Source organism: Croceivirga sp. ABH4_376 (assembly GCF_056160685.1).
Map to the genome: position 1 here is coordinate 60,200 of NZ_JBSWXQ010000007.1, position 18,676 is coordinate 78,875.

Annotated in this window: 14 protein-coding genes and 1 tRNA gene; 9 read left to right on the forward strand and 6 right to left on the reverse strand. The window is 37.0% G+C overall.

The genetic code is table 11. From position 1 onward, the window contains the following. Positions 1 to 52 precede the first annotated feature (52 nt). From xylA to ACXAGS_RS13680, 3 genes are all read right to left on the reverse strand, one after another. Positions 53 to 1,378 (reverse strand): xylose isomerase, encoded by a 1,326-nt coding sequence (gene xylA, locus ACXAGS_RS13670; protein WP_474907527.1) that lies wholly within the window; start codon positions 1,376 to 1,378, stop codon positions 53 to 55. A 7-nt stretch (positions 1,379 to 1,385) separates the two neighbouring features. Then, positions 1,386 to 2,867 (reverse strand): xylulokinase, encoded by a 1,482-nt coding sequence (locus ACXAGS_RS13675; protein ID WP_474907529.1) that lies wholly within the window; start codon positions 2,865 to 2,867, stop codon positions 1,386 to 1,388. Between the two features lie 223 nt (positions 2,868 to 3,090). Further along, positions 3,091 to 4,782: a GMC oxidoreductase gene (locus ACXAGS_RS13680; RefSeq protein WP_474907530.1), complete on the reverse strand. Its 1,692-nt coding sequence runs from the start codon at positions 4,780 to 4,782 to the stop codon at positions 3,091 to 3,093. Between the two features lie 170 nt (positions 4,783 to 4,952). Between ACXAGS_RS13680 and ACXAGS_RS13685 the strand changes: the two genes are divergently transcribed. The 9 genes from ACXAGS_RS13685 (at position 4,953) to ACXAGS_RS13725 (ending at position 12,670) form a co-directional block, all read left to right on the forward strand. Next, complete coding sequence (locus ACXAGS_RS13685; protein WP_474907532.1) at positions 4,953 to 6,866, forward strand: ATP-binding protein; 1,914 nt, start codon at positions 4,953 to 4,955, stop codon at positions 6,864 to 6,866. A 1-nt stretch (position 6,867) separates the two neighbouring features. Next, complete coding sequence (locus ACXAGS_RS13690; protein ID WP_474907534.1) at positions 6,868 to 7,521, forward strand: response regulator; 654 nt, start codon at positions 6,868 to 6,870, stop codon at positions 7,519 to 7,521. Between the two features lie 116 nt (positions 7,522 to 7,637). Next, positions 7,638 to 8,063 carry a hypothetical protein gene (locus ACXAGS_RS13695; RefSeq protein ID WP_474907535.1) on the forward strand — a complete coding sequence of 142 codons (426 nt, stop codon included), beginning with the start codon at positions 7,638 to 7,640 and terminating at the stop codon, positions 8,061 to 8,063. Between the two features lie 25 nt (positions 8,064 to 8,088). After that, positions 8,089 to 8,688 (forward strand): SIMPL domain-containing protein, encoded by a 600-nt coding sequence (locus ACXAGS_RS13700; protein ID WP_474907537.1) that lies wholly within the window; start codon positions 8,089 to 8,091, stop codon positions 8,686 to 8,688. A 109-nt stretch (positions 8,689 to 8,797) separates the two neighbouring features. Beyond that, a tRNA-Leu gene (locus ACXAGS_RS13705) sits at positions 8,798 to 8,881 on the forward strand. A gap of 123 nt (positions 8,882 to 9,004) precedes the next feature. After that, positions 9,005 to 9,907, forward strand: a complete 903-nt coding sequence (locus ACXAGS_RS13710) for a MerR family transcriptional regulator (protein WP_474907539.1) — start codon at positions 9,005 to 9,007, stop codon at positions 9,905 to 9,907. Between the two features lie 12 nt (positions 9,908 to 9,919). Beyond that, positions 9,920 to 11,383 (forward strand): phytoene desaturase family protein, encoded by a 1,464-nt coding sequence (locus tag ACXAGS_RS13715; RefSeq protein ID WP_474907541.1) that lies wholly within the window; start codon positions 9,920 to 9,922, stop codon positions 11,381 to 11,383. Continuing rightward, positions 11,380 to 12,219 carry a phytoene/squalene synthase family protein gene (locus ACXAGS_RS13720; protein WP_474907544.1) on the forward strand — a complete coding sequence of 280 codons (840 nt, stop codon included), beginning with the start codon at positions 11,380 to 11,382 and terminating at the stop codon, positions 12,217 to 12,219. The genes ACXAGS_RS13715 and ACXAGS_RS13720 overlap by 4 nt, the downstream gene beginning before the upstream one ends. Position 12,220: 1 nt before the next feature. Next, positions 12,221 to 12,670 (forward strand): sterol desaturase family protein, encoded by a 450-nt coding sequence (locus ACXAGS_RS13725; RefSeq protein WP_474907546.1) that lies wholly within the window; start codon positions 12,221 to 12,223, stop codon positions 12,668 to 12,670. A 3-nt stretch (positions 12,671 to 12,673) separates the two neighbouring features. Here the strand turns inward: ACXAGS_RS13725 and ACXAGS_RS13730 are convergent, their stop codons facing one another. From ACXAGS_RS13730 to ACXAGS_RS13740, 3 genes are all read right to left on the reverse strand, one after another. After that, a complete protein-coding gene (locus tag ACXAGS_RS13730) occupies positions 12,674 to 13,234 on the reverse strand; it encodes a TlpA family protein disulfide reductase (RefSeq protein WP_474907548.1) in 561 nt (186 codons plus the stop codon). A gap of 82 nt (positions 13,235 to 13,316) precedes the next feature. Next, positions 13,317 to 15,590 (reverse strand): aconitate hydratase, encoded by a 2,274-nt coding sequence (locus tag ACXAGS_RS13735; protein ID WP_474907550.1) that lies wholly within the window; start codon positions 15,588 to 15,590, stop codon positions 13,317 to 13,319. Between the two features lie 235 nt (positions 15,591 to 15,825). Next, complete coding sequence (locus ACXAGS_RS13740) at positions 15,826 to 18,603, reverse strand: bifunctional aconitate hydratase 2/2-methylisocitrate dehydratase (protein ID WP_474907552.1); 2,778 nt, start codon at positions 18,601 to 18,603, stop codon at positions 15,826 to 15,828. Positions 18,604 to 18,676: the final 73 nt, after the last annotated feature.

Genomic DNA, 18,676 nt, shown 5'->3' on the forward strand with positions numbered 1-18,676 from the left:
CAAAAAACCGGTAATCTATATTTAAATTACCGGTTTTATAACTAAAACTAACTTATATATACTGGTTCAATATATTTTCGAACAATTCTTGTTTTCCACTAATAGTCTGTGGTTCGCCTTTTTCCATTCCAATTTTGGCCAACGCCTCCAAATCTAGTTTGTTATTAACAAAATCTGCTCCTTTACCGGTTGTAAAGCTGGCATAGCGCTTAGAAAGTAAATCTTCGTACGGAGATTTTTGCATAACGGCATCTGCAATGAGTAATCCGCGCGCAAAAGTATCTGCCCCACCAATATGTGCTAAGAATATATCTTCCAAATCTGTTGAATTTCTTCTGGTTTTAGCATCAAAATTTACACCTCCACCTTGTAAACCGCCTGCTTTTAAGAACACCAACATAGCTTCTGCTGTTTCTAAAAAGTTATTTGGAAATTGGTCTGTATCCCATCCATTTTGATAATCTCCACGGTTTGCATCTATACTTCCCAACATACCTGCGTCTGCCGCCACTTGTAGTTCATGCTGAAACGTGTGCTGGGCCAAAGTTGCATGGTTTACTTCTATATTCAATTTAAAATCGTTCTCTAAGCCTTGTTCTCTTATAAAGTTGATAGATGTGGCAGAATCAAAATCATATTGATGCTTAGAAGGTTCCATTGGCTTTGGTTCTATAAAGAAATTACCTTTGAACCCATTTTTTCTGGCATAGTCTCTTGCCATACGCATAAAACGACCAATGTTATCTTGCTCTAATTTCATGTTGGTGTTCAACAAGGACATATACCCCTCTCTACCTCCCCAGAAAACGTAGTTTTCCCCACCAAGTTCCAATGTTGCATCCAAGGCAATTTTTACTTGTGCACCTGCATGTGCCACAACATCAAAATTAGGGTTAGATGCCGCACCGTTCATGTATCTAGGATTAGAGAATAAATTGGCGGTTCCCCAAAGTAATTTTACCCCAGAAGCGTTCATTTTTTCTTTAAGATAGGCCACGGTTTGCTGTACTCGTTTTTCAGATTCTGCAAGGGTGCTCGCCTCATCTACCAAATCAAAATCATGAAAACAATAGTAATCAAACCCCATTTTTGTTGCAAACTCGAACGCTGCATCTGCCTTTTCTTTTGCCGCGACTACTGGGTCTGCAGCAGTACTCCAAGGAAACACTTTGGTACCAGGACCAAAAGGGTCTCCGCCGGTTCCGCACAAGGTATGCCAATAAGCCATGGCAAATTTAAAATGCTCTCTCATGGTTTTACCAGCAACCACTTGTTCTGGATTATAAAATTTGAACGCTAGCGGATTATCAGATTCCCTGCCCTCATATTTAATTTCACCAATTCCTTTAAAGTATTCCTTATCTCCTATTAATGCCATTTGTTGATTATTTATTTAAAATTAAATTCAATTCTTTTTTCCAATTATTGTAAGCTGTTTGGTAGGCTGTTTTATCTTTTAGCGGCATGTATGTCATTACATGGTCGTTTTTCATATATGCGTTAAACGCACTATAATCACCGTCTTGCAAAGCACAAGCCCTTGCAGCCCCTATAGCACCGGTGGTATTGTAAATTTCTATTTCTTGGCCTAGCAATGTGGCAATGGTATTTGAGAAAATCTCCGATCTAAATAGATTGTCGTTGCCTGCTCTAATTACGTTAGGCACAATACCATCTTGTTGCATAATCTCAAAGCCATAAACAAAAGAAAAAGCTATACCCTCTAAGGCGGCCCTACATAAATGGGCCTTATTGTGCCGGTTAAGGTTTAAATGTACAATACGTGTGCCTACATCTTTGTTCTGTAACATACGTTCTGCTCCGTTACCAAATGGAATTACTGTTACGCCATCTGCTCCTACTGGAATGGCGCCGGCCAATTCATTCATTTCATCGTAGGAAGAAACACTTAGGTTGTTCATTAACCAACGGTATTGTATACCTGCACCGTTTATACACAATAACTTGCCTATACGCTGCTTTTGCCCTTTTTCATAATTAACATGAGCAAAATTGTTAACCTTGTCGCACTCTTTAACAGATAAATTATCCGTAACCGCATACATTACCCCAGAAGTACCACCTGTGGCAGCAACCTCACCTGGGTTAAACACGTTTAAAGAAAGTGCATTATTGGGTTGGTCTCCTGCCCTATATAGGATAGGTGTTCCAATAGCTAAACCTGTTTGGCTGGCTCCTAACTCGTTTACAAAGGCTTGTTTGCCAAAAGTTGGTACTATTTCTGGAACCAATTCTTTTTGCAATCCATAAAAATCTAGCAATTCCTCTGAGAGTGCATCTTTTTCAAAATCCCAAAAAATACCTTCAGATAAGCCGGATAAGGTAGTGTTTATGGTACCGCTTAGTTTGTAGGAAATAAAATCTCCTGGCAGCATAAATTTATCAATGTCTTTAAAAATGGTGGGCTCCTGCTCCTTTACCCATTTTAATTTAGATGCCGTAAAGTTCGCCGGACTGTTTAATAAATGGGTATTACAAAAATCGACTCCCAAACTTTCATAGGCGTTATTACCTATGGCTACCGCCCTAGAATCACACCAAATAATGGATTTTCTTAGAGGTTCTCCTTGCTTGTCTACCAAAACCAGTCCATGCATCTGATACGATATTCCTATCCCTTTTATCAAATCTGCTGCTATGGAGTGTTCTTTAATAATTCGCTTAATTCCGTTACAGGCATGTTGCCACCAAACATTGGGATCTTGCTCTGCCCAACCTGCTTGGGCAGCATACATGGACATTTCTTCCTTAGGTTCTTGTACTACGGTAACACTTTTACCGGAGCTAGATTCAATTAAGGCAATTTTAAGGGAAGAACTCCCTACATCCAGTCCTAAGAAGTACATATTGCAGTTTTATCGTTTGTACCAAATGTACTTATAAAACCATTCGAAAATTATTTTTAAATAGTTTGCAATGTAATTTATGGATTAAAATATATCGATGGAGTTTCCAAACAAAAACACTTTAAACACACTAAAAAACAGACATTTATATATTCGATATAAGTATCGAAAGTTTTTCGAAAGGCTTTTCGTTAAATCCAAAAAGTTCTACTACAAACAATAACTATTTGGATAACTTATCCGCTAAATGCTGACTCAAAGCTACCATTGCCAAAGTAGGATTCCAAGAAGCGCCAGTAGGCCACAAAGCCCCACCGGTAACGTATACATTAGACACTCCCTGCGGACGATAATCTAGGTCTACGACCCCATCTCCTTCTCCTATCCACAAAGTGGATGCTTCATGTACCAAGCCCGGTACTCTAAAGCTTTCTGTTTTAGGATGCTCCTTTTGCCAATTACCTGTTTCGTAATTCCAGTACTCTACTTTAGACGCGCCATTTGGTGAAAGTACATTTTCTATTACGTTAAACGTCATTTGGTCCATAGCATCCCAAACCAACCCATCATTTTTATTTAATTCCACATTTAAAGTGCTGTTTATGGTAGAATCAGTATCAGAATTCATTAAAAATGTGTTTTTTGGGTTCCTAAAGTCGATTTCACCTAAAACCGCGCTAACAAAAATAACGTGGTCTTTAGAGGTAAGTAATTGTTCTTCTGTGGCCGAAGCCACCACATCTGGCATATTTCTAAGAGCAGCTTCTGCGTTTTCTTTAGGGTTTTTATCAGACAGTGCTGTTAATTGTATATGAAACTGGCCTTCATGGTCCAGGTTTGGCTCTACCCCTGCAACATAATACGCGCCTAATTCCAGGTTTGCTAATTTAGATGCAAACTTATAGTCTTTTCTGGGTACCCTAGCCACAATGGCACTGACAAAGTGAGATGTAAAACGGGTACCCGCTTTTTCTAAATGTGGAAAAGAATTTTGTAGCAGCGTAGTTGGCGGTAAGGTTCCCATTGCCAATATAAGTTTGGCAGCACCTAACGCCAATATACCTCTAGTAGTTTCTAATGCTGTTGCCGTTTTATCTTGCTGCAGTATTTTAGATACCGTGCAATTAGTTACCACTTTTAACCTACTACCTTTTCCTGCACCATGCAAGCGTTCTTGTTTTTCAATTAATTCCAGTATTCTATTTGGTGTAGAAAACTTAGAAAAATCAACATCGTTTTCCTTTGCTGTTTTAACCGCTAAAGGTGCTGGTATTATACGCGTAAAGTTAGCTACCTCAGGTCCTTTTTCCGTAAGTAGCTTTTGTATTTCCTTTTGTAGACTGGCAAAGATTGGTTTTTCGTCGCTGGTAGATTTTATTTTATCTGCAGGTACCACGTTCATCAATTCCTCTGCATCTAAAAAATAATCTTTTAAAACCGCTACTACCGGTTTGGGCCAGTTTACCAACTCAGCATCTGTTGGTCTAGGGCACCAACCGCTCCATAAGGTAGACCTACCCCCAAAAAAAGGTATCATACCGTGTTGCCACTTTACGTATTTACCTTGAGTAGTTTTGGCAGATAACGTCCAAGGGTAAGTTTCACTCAACCCGCCCAAGGTTTTCTTGTACGGACCGGGTAAATCTTGAAAATGTTCTGGTAGAAAAAACGGACCTCTTTCCAATACCAAAATTCTTGCGAACGGATTATTTTTTAAGGCACGCTCTATAAATGCCAACGCACAAAAGCCCGTACCAATTACAACAAAATCAAACTGCTGCTCTTCCCGTATATGCTTCCATTCTGAATTGGACACAAAAAAAACATGGTCCATAACGTTTTGTCCTGTAGGCGATTGCGGACCTGGGGAGGGATATCCATAATTAAAATTTGGAGACGAAGCATACTGAGCCATAATTAAATTGTTGTTTGGTTGATGTATTTAATAGGAAAATTGTGTCTTTATGGTTTACACACACATTTATAAAAGTATTCAGATTAGTTTAAATTGCCAAAAACACTGAAAACAGTGAGTGGCAGTAACCGTTCTAACCATAATTTTATCTTTACCATAAATTTAATTGTATGCCGAAAAGAATAGGTCTTAGGTTTTTGCTATGTAACGCCTTAATTGGTTTGTTTTTTGCAAACATGGCAATTGCCCAGGATCAAGACAAGGTCTGGTTTAAAGCTTTTGGCCACACACCAAACAGTATTAGTCCAGAACTATACCACCAATTAGAAACCGCAACACAAGCAGCGGAAAGATGGCGTTTGTTGTTTGCCATAGGTAAGCAACACGTAACCCAAGGCAATACAGATTCAATTCTACATTATGCGTCTATTTTGGCCAAGGAAACCGTTGATGCGCATGACGAAACCAATACGGCAAGAACATATGAAATAATGGCGCAATGGCTTTATGGCGAAGGGAATCTAAAAAATGGTTTGTTAGATGAAGCTTTGGTATCTTACATAAAAGGCCTTAATAAGTCCGAAACGTATAAGGATAACAGTTTTGTATACAATCTTAAAATTGGATTGGCAAAAGTGTATTATCATAAGGGAGAAATAGAAAAAGCCAGCGAAATATTATTGCCCTTGCAAAACCAATTAAAAGAAGGTGAATTGCTTTCTTATATCAATTACTATCTGGGCAACATAGCTGCAACCCGAGACGATTTTAAAAAGGCTAAAAAGCTATTTACATTGGTGAGTAAAAACGAGCAGCATACAAAGCTATCCTTAGCAGCCAAACTCATGTTGGCCAATATAAACGGGGAAGAAAAAAATACAAGTAAAGCTTATAGTGGTTTTGAAGCGGTTATGCAAAAAGCTCTTGAAGAACGCTTTTATGATATTTATACAGAAGCGGTTACCAGTTATGGAAGGTTAATGAACAACAATGAAAATCATGAGACTGCAGAACTAATACTCTCCATTGCTTACACCAACTCCATACAATGGAATAATTTAGAATTACAGAAAAAGATTATTCAGCAATTGGTTTACACCTACCAACAAAAAGAAGATTTTGAAAACGCTTATAATTTGATGACGCAATATTTATCCGTTAACAATCAAATTCTTCAAAAACAAAATACCCGAGACTTAAAAGAATTGGAGATTAAATATGAAACCTTACAGAAAGAGAATCAAATCTATCAGCTAAAAGAAGAGCAAGTTGCCAAACAAAACGAACTTAAACGGCAAAAGACAATAAAAATGGCCATTTTATATGGTTTTCTTATTCTATTAATTCCAATAGTTGCCTTGTTAGTGGTTTACTACCAAAAACTACAAACCCAAAGTCAATTAGCACAAAGACAACAAGAACTGAACGAACAAAAGTTAAAAACCCTAGAACAAGAACAACAATTGCAGCTAGCAGAGGCCAGTTTAGATGCACAGACCGAAGAGCGTTCCAGAATTGCCAAGCAATTACATGATAGTATAGGAGGTAATCTTGCAGGTATTAAATTGCAACTATCCAATTTAGTTTCAACTTCCAAGAATAACTCAGAATTGCTAAAACAAGTTAACGATACCTATGAGCTTGTAAGGGATATTTCGCACGATTTAACCCCAAAGAAGTTTATCAATTCAGACTATGTAAGCTTAATAAGGGTTTACCTAGAAAATATCGCAAAAAATAGCAGCTTAACTATTTCATTTTCTGCTCATCCCAACGCCAAAATAAATAGTTTGCCAGAAAAAATAAAGGTAGAAGTTTACCAAATAATACAAGAATTGACCACTAACGTTTTAAAACATGCTAAGGCCAAAAATTTGGAAGTCCACCTAAATTTACACCAAAATGAGTTACAACTTTTGTTCGAAGACGATGGGGTAGGCTTTGATGCTGAAAAACAAAAATCGGGTATCGGTTTAAAAAATTTAAATCTTAGATTGCAACATTTAAAGGCATCTATGCTATTAGACAGTGCGCTAAATAGAGGTACGGCCATAACTATAAACATTCCTGTAAACGCTAACTAAAATGAACACTTACAATATTATTATAGCAGACGACCATAAAATGTTTTTAGATGGTCTTATAAGCATTTTGGGTAATAATGAAGCCTATAATATTATATTAACAGCAGACCGGGGACACAAGGTTGCCAAGTACCTAGATATTAACAATGCTACGGAACCCATAGATTTAGTAATTACAGATGTAAGCATGCCAGACTACAGTGGTATAGAACTTAACAAACACATAAAAAATAACCATCCCAGAACCAAAACCCTTGTAGTTAGTATGTTGCATGATACTACTACCGTACAAACCCTTACACAAGATAATGTGGATGGTTATGTTCCAAAAAATGCAGAAAAGGAAGAATTACTCACCGCAATTGAAACAATTTTAAATGGCGACAAATATTTTTCGCAATCTATTAAGGATGTGTACTTAAAAGGAATGTTTTCCAAAGAAGATAAATTAGAAGACTCCTTATCTAAAAGAGAAAAAGAAGTACTAAAACTAATTGCACAAGAATTTACTACACAAGAAATTGCAGACCAGCTCTTTTTAAGCAAACATACCATAGAAAGTTATAGAAAAAATCTTATCTCTAAATTAGAGGTAAGAAACTTAGCCGGTCTAACCAAATATGCTATTAAACTAGGACTTTTAGAAGATGAATAAGCCCAAAAAAGAAATGGATACCCCTGAAAACAGGGATGTCATTTCTACGGTAAATAGGGCTGTATAGCCTCCCATATTACTAGAAATTTGTCCTGTAACAAATAAAAATTAAAATTATGATTTACGGGATTACATTAGTTTTATTGAGCATTATAGCAGTGCCATCTCTAATTCTTTCTAAAAAACCAAATGCAAAAGAATTATTGGCAAAAGTAGAGCCTTACCAAGGATGGATAGGTTTAGTATTTTGTATTTGGGGTGTATGGGGCATTATAACCAGCATTTTAAACATTGGATGGATGACCAGCGCTCCTATTTGGTGGGCAACCTTACTTGCCGGCAGTATTGTAGAAGCAACCTTAGGCTTTATGTTAGGTTTTACCGTCATCAACAAAATTATCATCGGTAAAAATGAGAGTGCTCAAGTAAAAGCTGCAGAATTACGTGCAAAAATTGCACCCAAACAGGGTAAATTAGGCGTATTAGGTATTATTGTGGGCATATGGATGATTGTTGCATCTTTTCTTTTTACAGTAGCTTAATAATTAATTTTAAAAACCAATACTTATGAAACAACTAGTACAACTGGTCTTATTGTTTGTTTGTTTAGCAACAAAGGCACAAAACACCCCTAACACCATATCTGTGAGTGGAAGCGTAAAAATAGAACGCAAGGTAACCCAATATAAAGCCAAAATCCTTTTAAACATGGATCAAGTGCTCTATAGTAATCCAGAATACAAAACCCTAGACGATTTAAAAAACGCCTATTTTAACATGTTACAGTCTAAAGGTTTTGATACGAGTAAATTTAAAGAAGATGAACTTTCTTATTTAACCTATGGTTACCAGAAGGAAGGAACCGTTTACTTTTATGAAACAACAAACGCACAAGACATTAAAACACTTTCCTTTAATAGAATAAACGGTATAACCGTTTATATACAAGTTAAAGCAGAAGTAGAAGAAAGCACTTATAACAAGCTATTGAAAACTGCTTTGGCCAATGCCAAAAAGAATGCTACACGTTTAGCCAGTGTAGCCAATAAAAAGGTTGGCGACATCCAGTCCATATCAGAAACCTATTTTAAACCAGAAATATGGAATTCCTACAACAACGATTACGAAGAGTTCCTAACCGTATCTGTTTCTTACTTTTTAGAATAAAATTAGTTGGTTAACTTGGTTTCCGGTCTTTAGCACAAATAGCTTTAGGCCGGTTTTTTTATTTTAAGTTAGCCACTAGTATAATTTATTCTATTTTTGCCAACCATTTGCCCACGTGGTGAAATTGGTAGACACGCTACCTTGAGGGGGTAGTGTTCTTAAGAACGTGCTGGTTCGAATCCAGTCGTGGGCACAAAGCTCTTTGTATTACAAAGGGCTTTTTTTATTGTTCATATCCTATTGATAAAATTTAACGCTTGCTTGGGAGAATGATACCTATTTATTTGTAAATTTGTTTAATCATTTTTACAAAATAATGAACAACGTAAAAAAATCATTTAGTATCAGGGATATGGAGAACCTTTCTGGAATAAAGGCCCATACGATACGTATTTGGGAAAAACGTTACAATTTATTTGAACCAGAAAGGACGTCTACCAATATAAGAACCTATAGTTTAAGAAGTTTACAAAAGCTCTTAAACATTACTTTATTATACCACAATGGCTATAAAATTTCTAAAATAGCCAAAATACCAGAGAGCGAAATTCCAGTCATAGTCAGGGAAATTGTTGCTAAAAACAGTGAACGTAGCCATTCTACCAATGCGTTTAAATTAGCAATGATTAATTTTGACCAAAGCTTGTTTTTCAACACCTACAACAGTTTGTTGGCCGAAAGAAGTTTCAGGGAAATATTTTCTGAGGTTTTTCTTCCCTTATTGAACGAATTGGGATTGCTATGGCAAACAGACACCATTAGTCCGGCCCACGAGCATTTTATCACTAACCTGATAAAACAAAAAATTTACATCAATACAGAGAAACTCCAGATAATAGAACCCACAAGAAAAGAAAAGGTATTTGTGCTGTTCTTGCCGGAAAATGAAATACATGAACTGGGTTTACTTTATTTGAATTATGAAATTAATCTTAAGGGGTACAAGTCTATCTACTTGGGGCAAACAATGCCAATAGAAAACCTTCAAGATTTATTAAAATATCATAGCTACATCCATTTTGTATCGTACTTTACCGTAAGTCCTTCTCAGGACCAAATTGATAAATACATAGAAAAGTTTGAAACTACAATAAACCAAGTAGGCAATTGTAAACTTTGGATATTAGGTAACCAAACCCAACATTTAGACCAAGATAATTTACCAGAAAGCGTTAGCACTTTTAATTCGCTAGAACGCTTTATCAGTAAATTGTCTTAACCTTACTTAAACATGAAAAAAGTAATTGTTATAGGCTCAGGCTTTTCTTCGCTATCTGCGGCTTGTTATTTGGCCAAAGAAGGCTTTACCGTTACCGTTTTAGAAAAAAACAGTACGGTTGGTGGCAGAGCAAGACAATTAAAAAGAGATGGGTTTACTTTTGATATGGGCCCCAGTTGGTATTGGATGCCAGATATTTTTGAAAAATTCTTCAATGATTTTGGCAAAAAAACATCAGACTTCTATGAATTAGATAAGTTGAGCCCAGCCTACAGTATCTTTTTTAAGGATGAAAAAATAACGGTAGGTGACCACATGGATAAAATCTGTGAAGAGTTTGAAAGGATAGAACCAGGCAGCAGTCCTGCTTTAAAAAGTTTTATAGCCAAAGCACAAGAAAACTACGACATAGCTATAAATAAAATAGTTTTAAAACCAGGTTTGTCTCCACTAGAATTGGTTACAAAAGACACTATTTTAAGAGTAGACCAATTTTTCAAGACCATAAGCCAAGAAGTAAGGAAACGATTTAACAACCCAAAACTTATTTCAACCTTAGAGTTCCCGGTCTTGTTTTTAGGTGCAAAACCACAGAATACACCGTCTTTTTACAGTTTTATGAACTTTGCAGATTTTGGTCTTGGTACATGGCATCCCAAAGGAGGTATGTATAAAATTATAGAGGCCATGCAAAGTTTGGCGCTATCCTTGGGCGTAACGCTTAAAGTAAATACACCTGCAGAAAAAATTGAAGTTAATAAAGGTAAAGTAACCGGAGTAATAACAAATGGTGAATTGTTAGAAGCAGACTACGTAATTAGCGGCGCAGATTACCACCATTCCGAAACTCTTTTAGACCCAAATTATAGACAGTATACAGAAGCTTATTGGAATAAGAAAACCTATGCCCCTTCTTCCTTATTGTTCTATGTTGGCTTTGATAAAAAAATAAAAAACGTTAACCACCATAACTTATTTTTTGACACGGATTTTGAAGTTCATGCTCAAGAAATTTATGATGAACCAAAATGGCCCACAGACCCTCTATTTTACGCCAACTTTCCGTCTGTAACGGATAATAGTATGGCTCCAGATGGTAAAGAGGCAGGTTTTTTCTTAATTCCTATAGCCCCAGGTCTAGAGGATACAGAGGCTTTAAGAGACCAATATTTTGATTTAATCCTAAACAGATTTGAGCAATTAACCCAGCAAGACGTTTCAAAAAACATTATATTTAAAGAAAGCTTTTGTGTTAAAGATTTTGTAGAAACCTACAATTCTTTCAAAGGAAATGCCTATGGCATGGCCAATACCTTAACACAAACTGCATTTTTAAGACCTAGCCTAAAAAGCAGCAAAGTCGAAAACTTGTTTTTTACAGGACAGCTTACCGTACCCGGTCCAGGGGTACCACCGGCATTAATTTCTGGTAAACTTGTTTCCGATTTAACGATTAAAAAACACCGCAAAAAATGAAATCTATTTTTGACCATGTTTCGTACGGTTGCAGTAAGCTAGTTACAGAATCTTACAGCACGTCTTTTTCTTTAGCTACAAAAATGTTAGCGCCAAGTATTAGGGGCGATATATATAACATTTATGGTTTTGTTCGATTTGCGGATGAAATAGTAGATACGTTCCATGATTATGATAAACCTACTTTGTTCGCTGCCTTTGAAAAAGATTTAAAAGATGCTATTGAACATAAAATAAGTCTTAATCCTATTCTAAATAGTTTTCAATATACCTTTCATAAGTATGACATTCCTATGCATCTAGTAGATGCATTTATGAAAAGTATGCGCATGGATTTAAATAAGAAAGATTACGTAACCGTAGAAGAGTTCAAAGAATACATTTACGGTTCAGCAGATGTGGTTGGCTTAATGTGCCTTTGTGTTTTTGTAGACGGAGACAAGGAGCAATACAACAGTCTTAAAGATGCTGCAATGGCTTTGGGTTCCGCTTTTCAGAAAGTTAATTTCTTAAGGGATTTAAAAGCGGATTTTGAACAGTTAGAACGTTCTTATTTCCCCAACACCAATCTTTCTGCCTTGGATGAAGCATCTAAGCGAAGTATTGTTGAAGAAATAGAAGCAGACTTTGCAAAAGGTTATGCAGGTATTAAAAATTTACCGGCAACTGCTAAGTTTGGTGTTTACACAGCTTATCGTTATTACGCTAAACTGCTTTCAAAATTAAAGAATACACCTCCTCTAGAAATAAAGAATGCCCGTATACGTGTTCCAAATTATCAAAAGTTTGGTCTTTTGGCACACTCATATGTAAATTATAAATTACAATTGGTTTAATATGAAAATTTTAATTGGCCTATTTATATTCCTAGCTACCTTCTGTTTTATGGAGTTTATGGCTTGGTTTACACACAAGTATGTTATGCATGGTTTTCTGTGGAGTTTACATAGAGACCATCATCATAAAGACCATGATTCATGGTTTGAGCGTAATGATGCCTTTTTTATCTTCTATGCCATTGTGAGTATGACCCTTTTTTATCTAGGCGCGGAAACCACTTTTTGGTATGGTTGGCCACTTGGATTTGGAATTTTAGCCTATGGTATAGCCTATTTTGTGGTGCATGACATATTTATACACCAACGCTTTAAAATGTTTAGAAATGCAAATAATTGGTACGCAAAAGGCGTGCGTAGGGCCCATAAAGTTCACCATAAACATTTAGGTAAAGAAGAAAGCGAAAATTTTGGAATGCTGGTTGTTCCTTTTAAATATTTTAAAAAGTAAGGATTACTCGCTCAACAAACGGTCAAGCAAAGCCCTAACTTCTGTAGTGTTCCAATCGGAAATGCCTTCCTCATCAACCACAATTGCACCACTTTTACTAATAACAAAACCGTGCGGTGGTGTAGGAATGGGAAACGGTGACTTTTCACCTATAATTTGATATGTTACAGGAAAGGAAAACTCATGCTTTTCCATAAATTCTTCTACGGGAGCCTGTAATTCATCCGTGATAATATAAAAATCCACTTTTCCCTTATACTCATCATATAATTTTTGCATACTAGCCAATTCTGCTTCTGAGGGCAAACGCCAACTAGACCAAAAATTGATAACGACTACCCTATTTTTAGATATTTCAAAATTGAAAAAGTTCCAATCCGCATCTTTTAGTTTCCAATCGTAGTCTGTAATTTTTTGCTGTTCTGCAACAGGAATTTCTGTTGGAGAAGTAGCAAACAACCTGTTTAAGAACAATTTACCATAATGACCAAGAGGCGTAACAAAGAAAGCTGCAATAAATAGTATTACTAGTAAATTAAAAAAGGTCTTCTTTTTATTCTTCATGAAAGGTATTCAGATTTGCACAAAACTAAAAAACTCCTGATAATTCAGGAGTTTTTATTCATTTATAAATTAGAGAAGCTGTCTAGGCAACATTTTCTTTTTTAATAACATTCAAAGCAGAACCTTCTTTAAACCACCCAATCTGAGCGTTATTGTATGTATGGTTAACCTTAATTGTATCCTTGCTTCCGTCTACATGTACTACTTCAATAGTTAAAGGCGTGTCTGGTGCAAAACTATCTATATCTAGGAAATTAAATGTATCGTCTTCTTGAATTAAGTCATAATCTGCCTCATCTGCAAAAGTTAACGCCAACATACCTTGCTTTTTAAGATTGGTCTCATGAATTCTAGCAAAAGACTTTACTAGAACTGCCGCTACCCCTAAATGTCTTGGCTGCATTGCGGCATGCTCTCTAGAAGACCCTTCACCATAATTATGATCACCCACAACAATAGATTTAATTCCTTTTGCCTTGTAATCTCTTTGAGTATCCGGTACAGGCCCATACTCACCGGTTAATTGGTTCTTTACAAAGTTTGTTTTCTCATTATAAGCGTTTACAGCACCAATTAAAGTATTATTGGCAATATTATCTAAATGCCCTCTAAAACGTAACCAAGGACCTGCCATTGAAATATGATCCGTAGTACACTTACCGTACGCTTTGATAAGAAGCTTCATACCCTGCAAATCTTCTTTGGTAATTGGCATAAATGGGTCTAACAACTGTAAACGTTCAGAACCTTCTTTAACTACCACTTCTACATCAGAACCATCTGCTCTTGGTGCTTGGTAACCAGGGTCCTCTACATCAAAACCTTTTGGAGGTAGCTCAAAACCTGTTGGTTCTTTTAATTTCACTTCTTGTCCATCATCATTCAGTAAAGTATCTGTTTCCGGGTTAAAATCTAGCTTTCCGGAGATAGCCAATGCCGCCACCAATTCAGGAGACGCCACAAAAGCGTGTGTGTTTGGATTACCATCCGCACGTTTGGCAAAGTTTCTATTGAATGAATGCACTATTGTATTTTTTGGTGCATTCTTAGGATCTTCATATCGTCCCCATTGTCCTATACAAGGACCACATGCATTTGTAAATATTTTGGCACCCAATTGCTCAAAGATATCTAACAGACCGTCTCGTTCTGCCGTATAGCGTACTTGTTCAGATCCTGGATTGATACCAAAATCTGCTTTTGGCTTTAATCCTAATTCAACAGCCTGCTTTGCAACACTTGCCGCCCTAGATAAATCTTCGTAAGATGAGTTGGTACAAGAACCAATAAGCCCCCATTCTACCTTCATTGGCCAATCGTTCTTTTTAGCCTTTTCTGTCATTTCAGGACCAGCAACTGTAGCCAAATCTGGAGTAAAAGGACCGTTTAAATGAGGCTTTAACGTATCTAAATTGATTTCAATAACCTGATCAAAATATTGCTCTGGGTTGGCATATACCTCATCATCACCTGTAAGATACTCTTTAATCTCATCTGCAGCTTCTGCCACATCTTCCCTACCGGTAGATTTTAGGTAGCGCGCCATAGACTCATCATATCCGAAAGTGGAAGTAGTTGCCCCAACTTCTGCACCCATGTTACAGATGGTTCCTTTACCAGTACAAGACATGGAGGTGGCACCTTCACCAAAATATTCTACAATAGCACCAGTACCCCCCTTAACAGTTAGTATCTCCGCTACTTTTAATATGACATCTTTTGGAGCGGACCAACCAGATAGTTTACCAGTTAATTTAACACCTATCAACTTAGGAAATTTTAATTCCCAGGCCATACCGGCCATTACGTCTACAGCATCTGCACCGCCAACACCAATAGCTACCATGCCAAGACCGCCAGCATTTACGGTGTGTGAATCAGTACCTATCATCATTCCGCCAGGAAAAGCGTAGTTTTCTAACACCACTTGGTGAATAATACCAGCACCCGGTTTCCAAAATCCAATACCATACTTGTTAGATACAGACTCTAGAAAATTAAAAACCTCCGAAGATTGATTAATTGCATTTTGCAAATCTTTGTCAGCCCCAATTTTAGCCTGTATTAAGTGATCACAATGCACCGTGGTAGGTACAGCTACTTTTGCCTTACCAGCTTGCATAAATTGCAGCAACGCCATCTGTGCAGTCGCATCTTGGCAAGCCACCCTATCCGGAGCAAAATCCACGTAATCTTTACCTCTTCTAAATTCCGTCGTTGGTGAGCCATCCCATAGATGAGAGTACAATATTTTTTCGGCCAAAGTCATTGGTTTCCCAGTGATTTCTCGAGCTTTATCTACACGTTCGGCCATTTGGGAGTAAACTCCCTTGATCATATCAATATCAAATGCCATAAATTGTTTATTTATTTTCTTTTTTTGGTTCTACAAATTAATCATAATTCTTAAAAGTTGCACTACAAATAAACTAGATATGCTTTATACCGCTATCTAAACTTATTATAGCACCACCCGTAATCTAATGAACTGCATAGACTAGTATGTTCGGCATTAGATAAAACCTTATCTCAAAAACTAAAAAAGCCCAAGTTATACACTTGGGCTTCTATATTTTTAAAAAGTATTATAATCAAATTACAAGCTGCTTTTGCGATGGTTTAAATTTAGTTAATACAATACCTTCTACTGCAGCTTCATACTCCTCCATTGTTGGTGTTCTTCCTAAAATACAAGAAAGTACTACCACTGGAGTAGAAGAAAGTAAGGATTCCCCTTTTTTCTCAGTGGAATCTTTAACAACCCTACCTTGGAACAATCTTGTAGAAGTAGCCATAACGGTATCTCCTGGCTCTGCTTTTTCTTGATTACCCATACATAGGTTACAACCAGGTCGCTCTAAATACAACATGTTTTCGTACTTGGTTCTAGCTAATCCTTTAGGTGCATTATCATCAAACTCAAAACCAGAATAGCGTTGTAGTACTTCCCAATCGCCTTCTGCTTTTAATTCGTCTACAATATTGTAAGTAGGTGGTGCTACCACTAATGGTGCATTAAATTCTACTTTACCTTGTTGTGCTTCTATGTTTTTTAGCATTTGTGCTAAAATTTTCATATCGCCTTTGTGTACCATACAAGAACCAACAAACCCTAAATCTACTTTTTTAGTACCACCATAGAAAGATAATGGCCTAATAGTATCGTGAGTATATCTCTTAGACACATCGTCGTTATTTACATCTGGATCAGCAATCATTGGTTCTGCAATCTCATCCAAATCAATAACCACCTCAGCATAATATTTAGCATTTGCGTCTGGTTTAAGCGCTGGCTTGATCCCAGTTTTAACCTCTGTAATTCTAGCCTCAGCTTTTTCTACAAGACCTTTAAGCACTTGCTTTTCATTATCCATACCCTTATCTATCATGATTTGGATACGGTTTTTAGCAATTTCCAAAGACTCAATCAAAGTCTCGTCTTCTGAGATACAGATAGAAGCTTTTGCCTTCATCTCTGCCGTCCAATCTGTAAATGTAAACGCTTGGTCAGATGTTAAAGTACCAATGTGTACTTCTATAACCCTACCCTGAAAAACATTTTCACCATCAAACTGCTTTAACATTTGTTGTTGGGTAGCATGTACCACATCACGGAAATCCATATAACTACGCATGTTACCTTTAAAAGTAACCTTTACGGAGTCTGGAATTGGCATAGTAGCTTCTCCCGTAGCCAAAGCCAAAGCAACCGTGCCTGAATCTGCACCAAATGCTACGCCTTTGGACATACGCGTATGTGAATCCCCACCTATTATGATATCCCAATCACTAACCGTAATATCATTCAACACCTTGTGGATAACATCCGTCATGGCGTGGTATTTTCCTTTTGGGTCACGACCTGTAATTAAACCAAAGTCGTTCATGAACTTCATTAACCTTGGAATGTTAGCTTTGGATTTATCGTCCCATACAGAAGCCGTGTGGCAACCTGATTGGTACCCCGCATCTACGATTGGGCTAATAACTTTAGCCGCCATCATTTCTAACTCTTGTGAGGTCATTAAACCTGTAGTATCCTGAGAACCTACAATGTTAACCTCTACCCTTACGTTAGAACCCGTATGCAATGTTTTACCTGGGGTGTTACCTACGGCATTCTTATTAAAAATCTTCTCTACCGCGGTTAAACCTTGACCTTCGATAGAAATTTCTTTAGAAGGCGCATATACCTGAGGGGTTTCCATCCCTAAAATAGAACAGGCAATTGTTTGAAGTTTTTTACCAAATACCACGGCGTATGATCCACCGGCTTTGATAAATTCCATTTTTTGTGGCGTTAATGCCGTAGAAATTTCCTTTAATTCTGTATCGCCGTTATATAGCTTTTTAGTTTTTGTATTAATGGTAAGGACGGTTCCCGTTTTTACCGAGTATACTTCTTTTAAAATAGGTTCCCCATCTGCATCTACAACGGTATTTCCATTTTCATCTTTCTGCTTTACCCAATTCTTAAGGTCTATACCAATACCACCTGTTACGCCAACAGTGGTTAAGAATATGGGCGCAATACCATTAGTACCTGCGATTACCGGTGCAATGTTGATAAATGGTACGTATGGGCTAGAAGGTATACCTGTCCATAAAGCCACATTATTTACCCCAGACATTCTAGAAGAACCCACACCCATGGTTCCTTTCTCTGCAATTAGCATTACACGTTTGTCTGGATGCTGTTCTTTAAGCGCTAACACCTCTTTTTGCATGTCTTTGTTGTGCTCAAAAATACATTGACCATGCAATTCTCTATCTGATCTAGAGTGGGCATCTGCGCCAGGAGATAGTAAATCGGTGGAAATATCCCCCACACCAGCAATGTAGGTTACCACTTGTATTTCTTCTTCTACTTCTGGTAGTTTGGTAAAAAACTCTGCCTGTGCGTAGCTTTCCAATAATTCTTTGGCAATGGTATTTCCAGCTTTGTACGCATCTTCTAAACGTTCTGTGTCCGCTTCATACAAGAATACCTGTGTTTTTAAAACCTTAGCCGCAGCATTGGCTATTGACTCATCATTACCCAATGCCAAATCCAATAGCACTTGAATAGAAGGACCACCCTTCATATGACTCAATTGTTCAAAGGCAAAATCTGCGGTAATTTCTGCTACTACCTCATTACCAAGTATAATTTCTTTTAGAAAATCTGCTTTTACGCTAGCAGCACTGGTAGTACCTGGAAGGGTATTGTAAATAAAGAATTTAAGAGAGTCCTCTCTATGCTCATTGTTCAAATCTTTGATTTGCTCAATAATGGCACTCAAAAGTTCAGCACCATCTATTGGTTTTGGATGCAAACCTTGAGCTTTACGTTCTTTTATTTCATTAAGATAATCTTGATAAATACTCATTGATTTTTATTAATATGCTTAGTTAATTTGGCTTAAAAAAGCCTTATTTTACTGGAAGAAAGGCATATTTAAG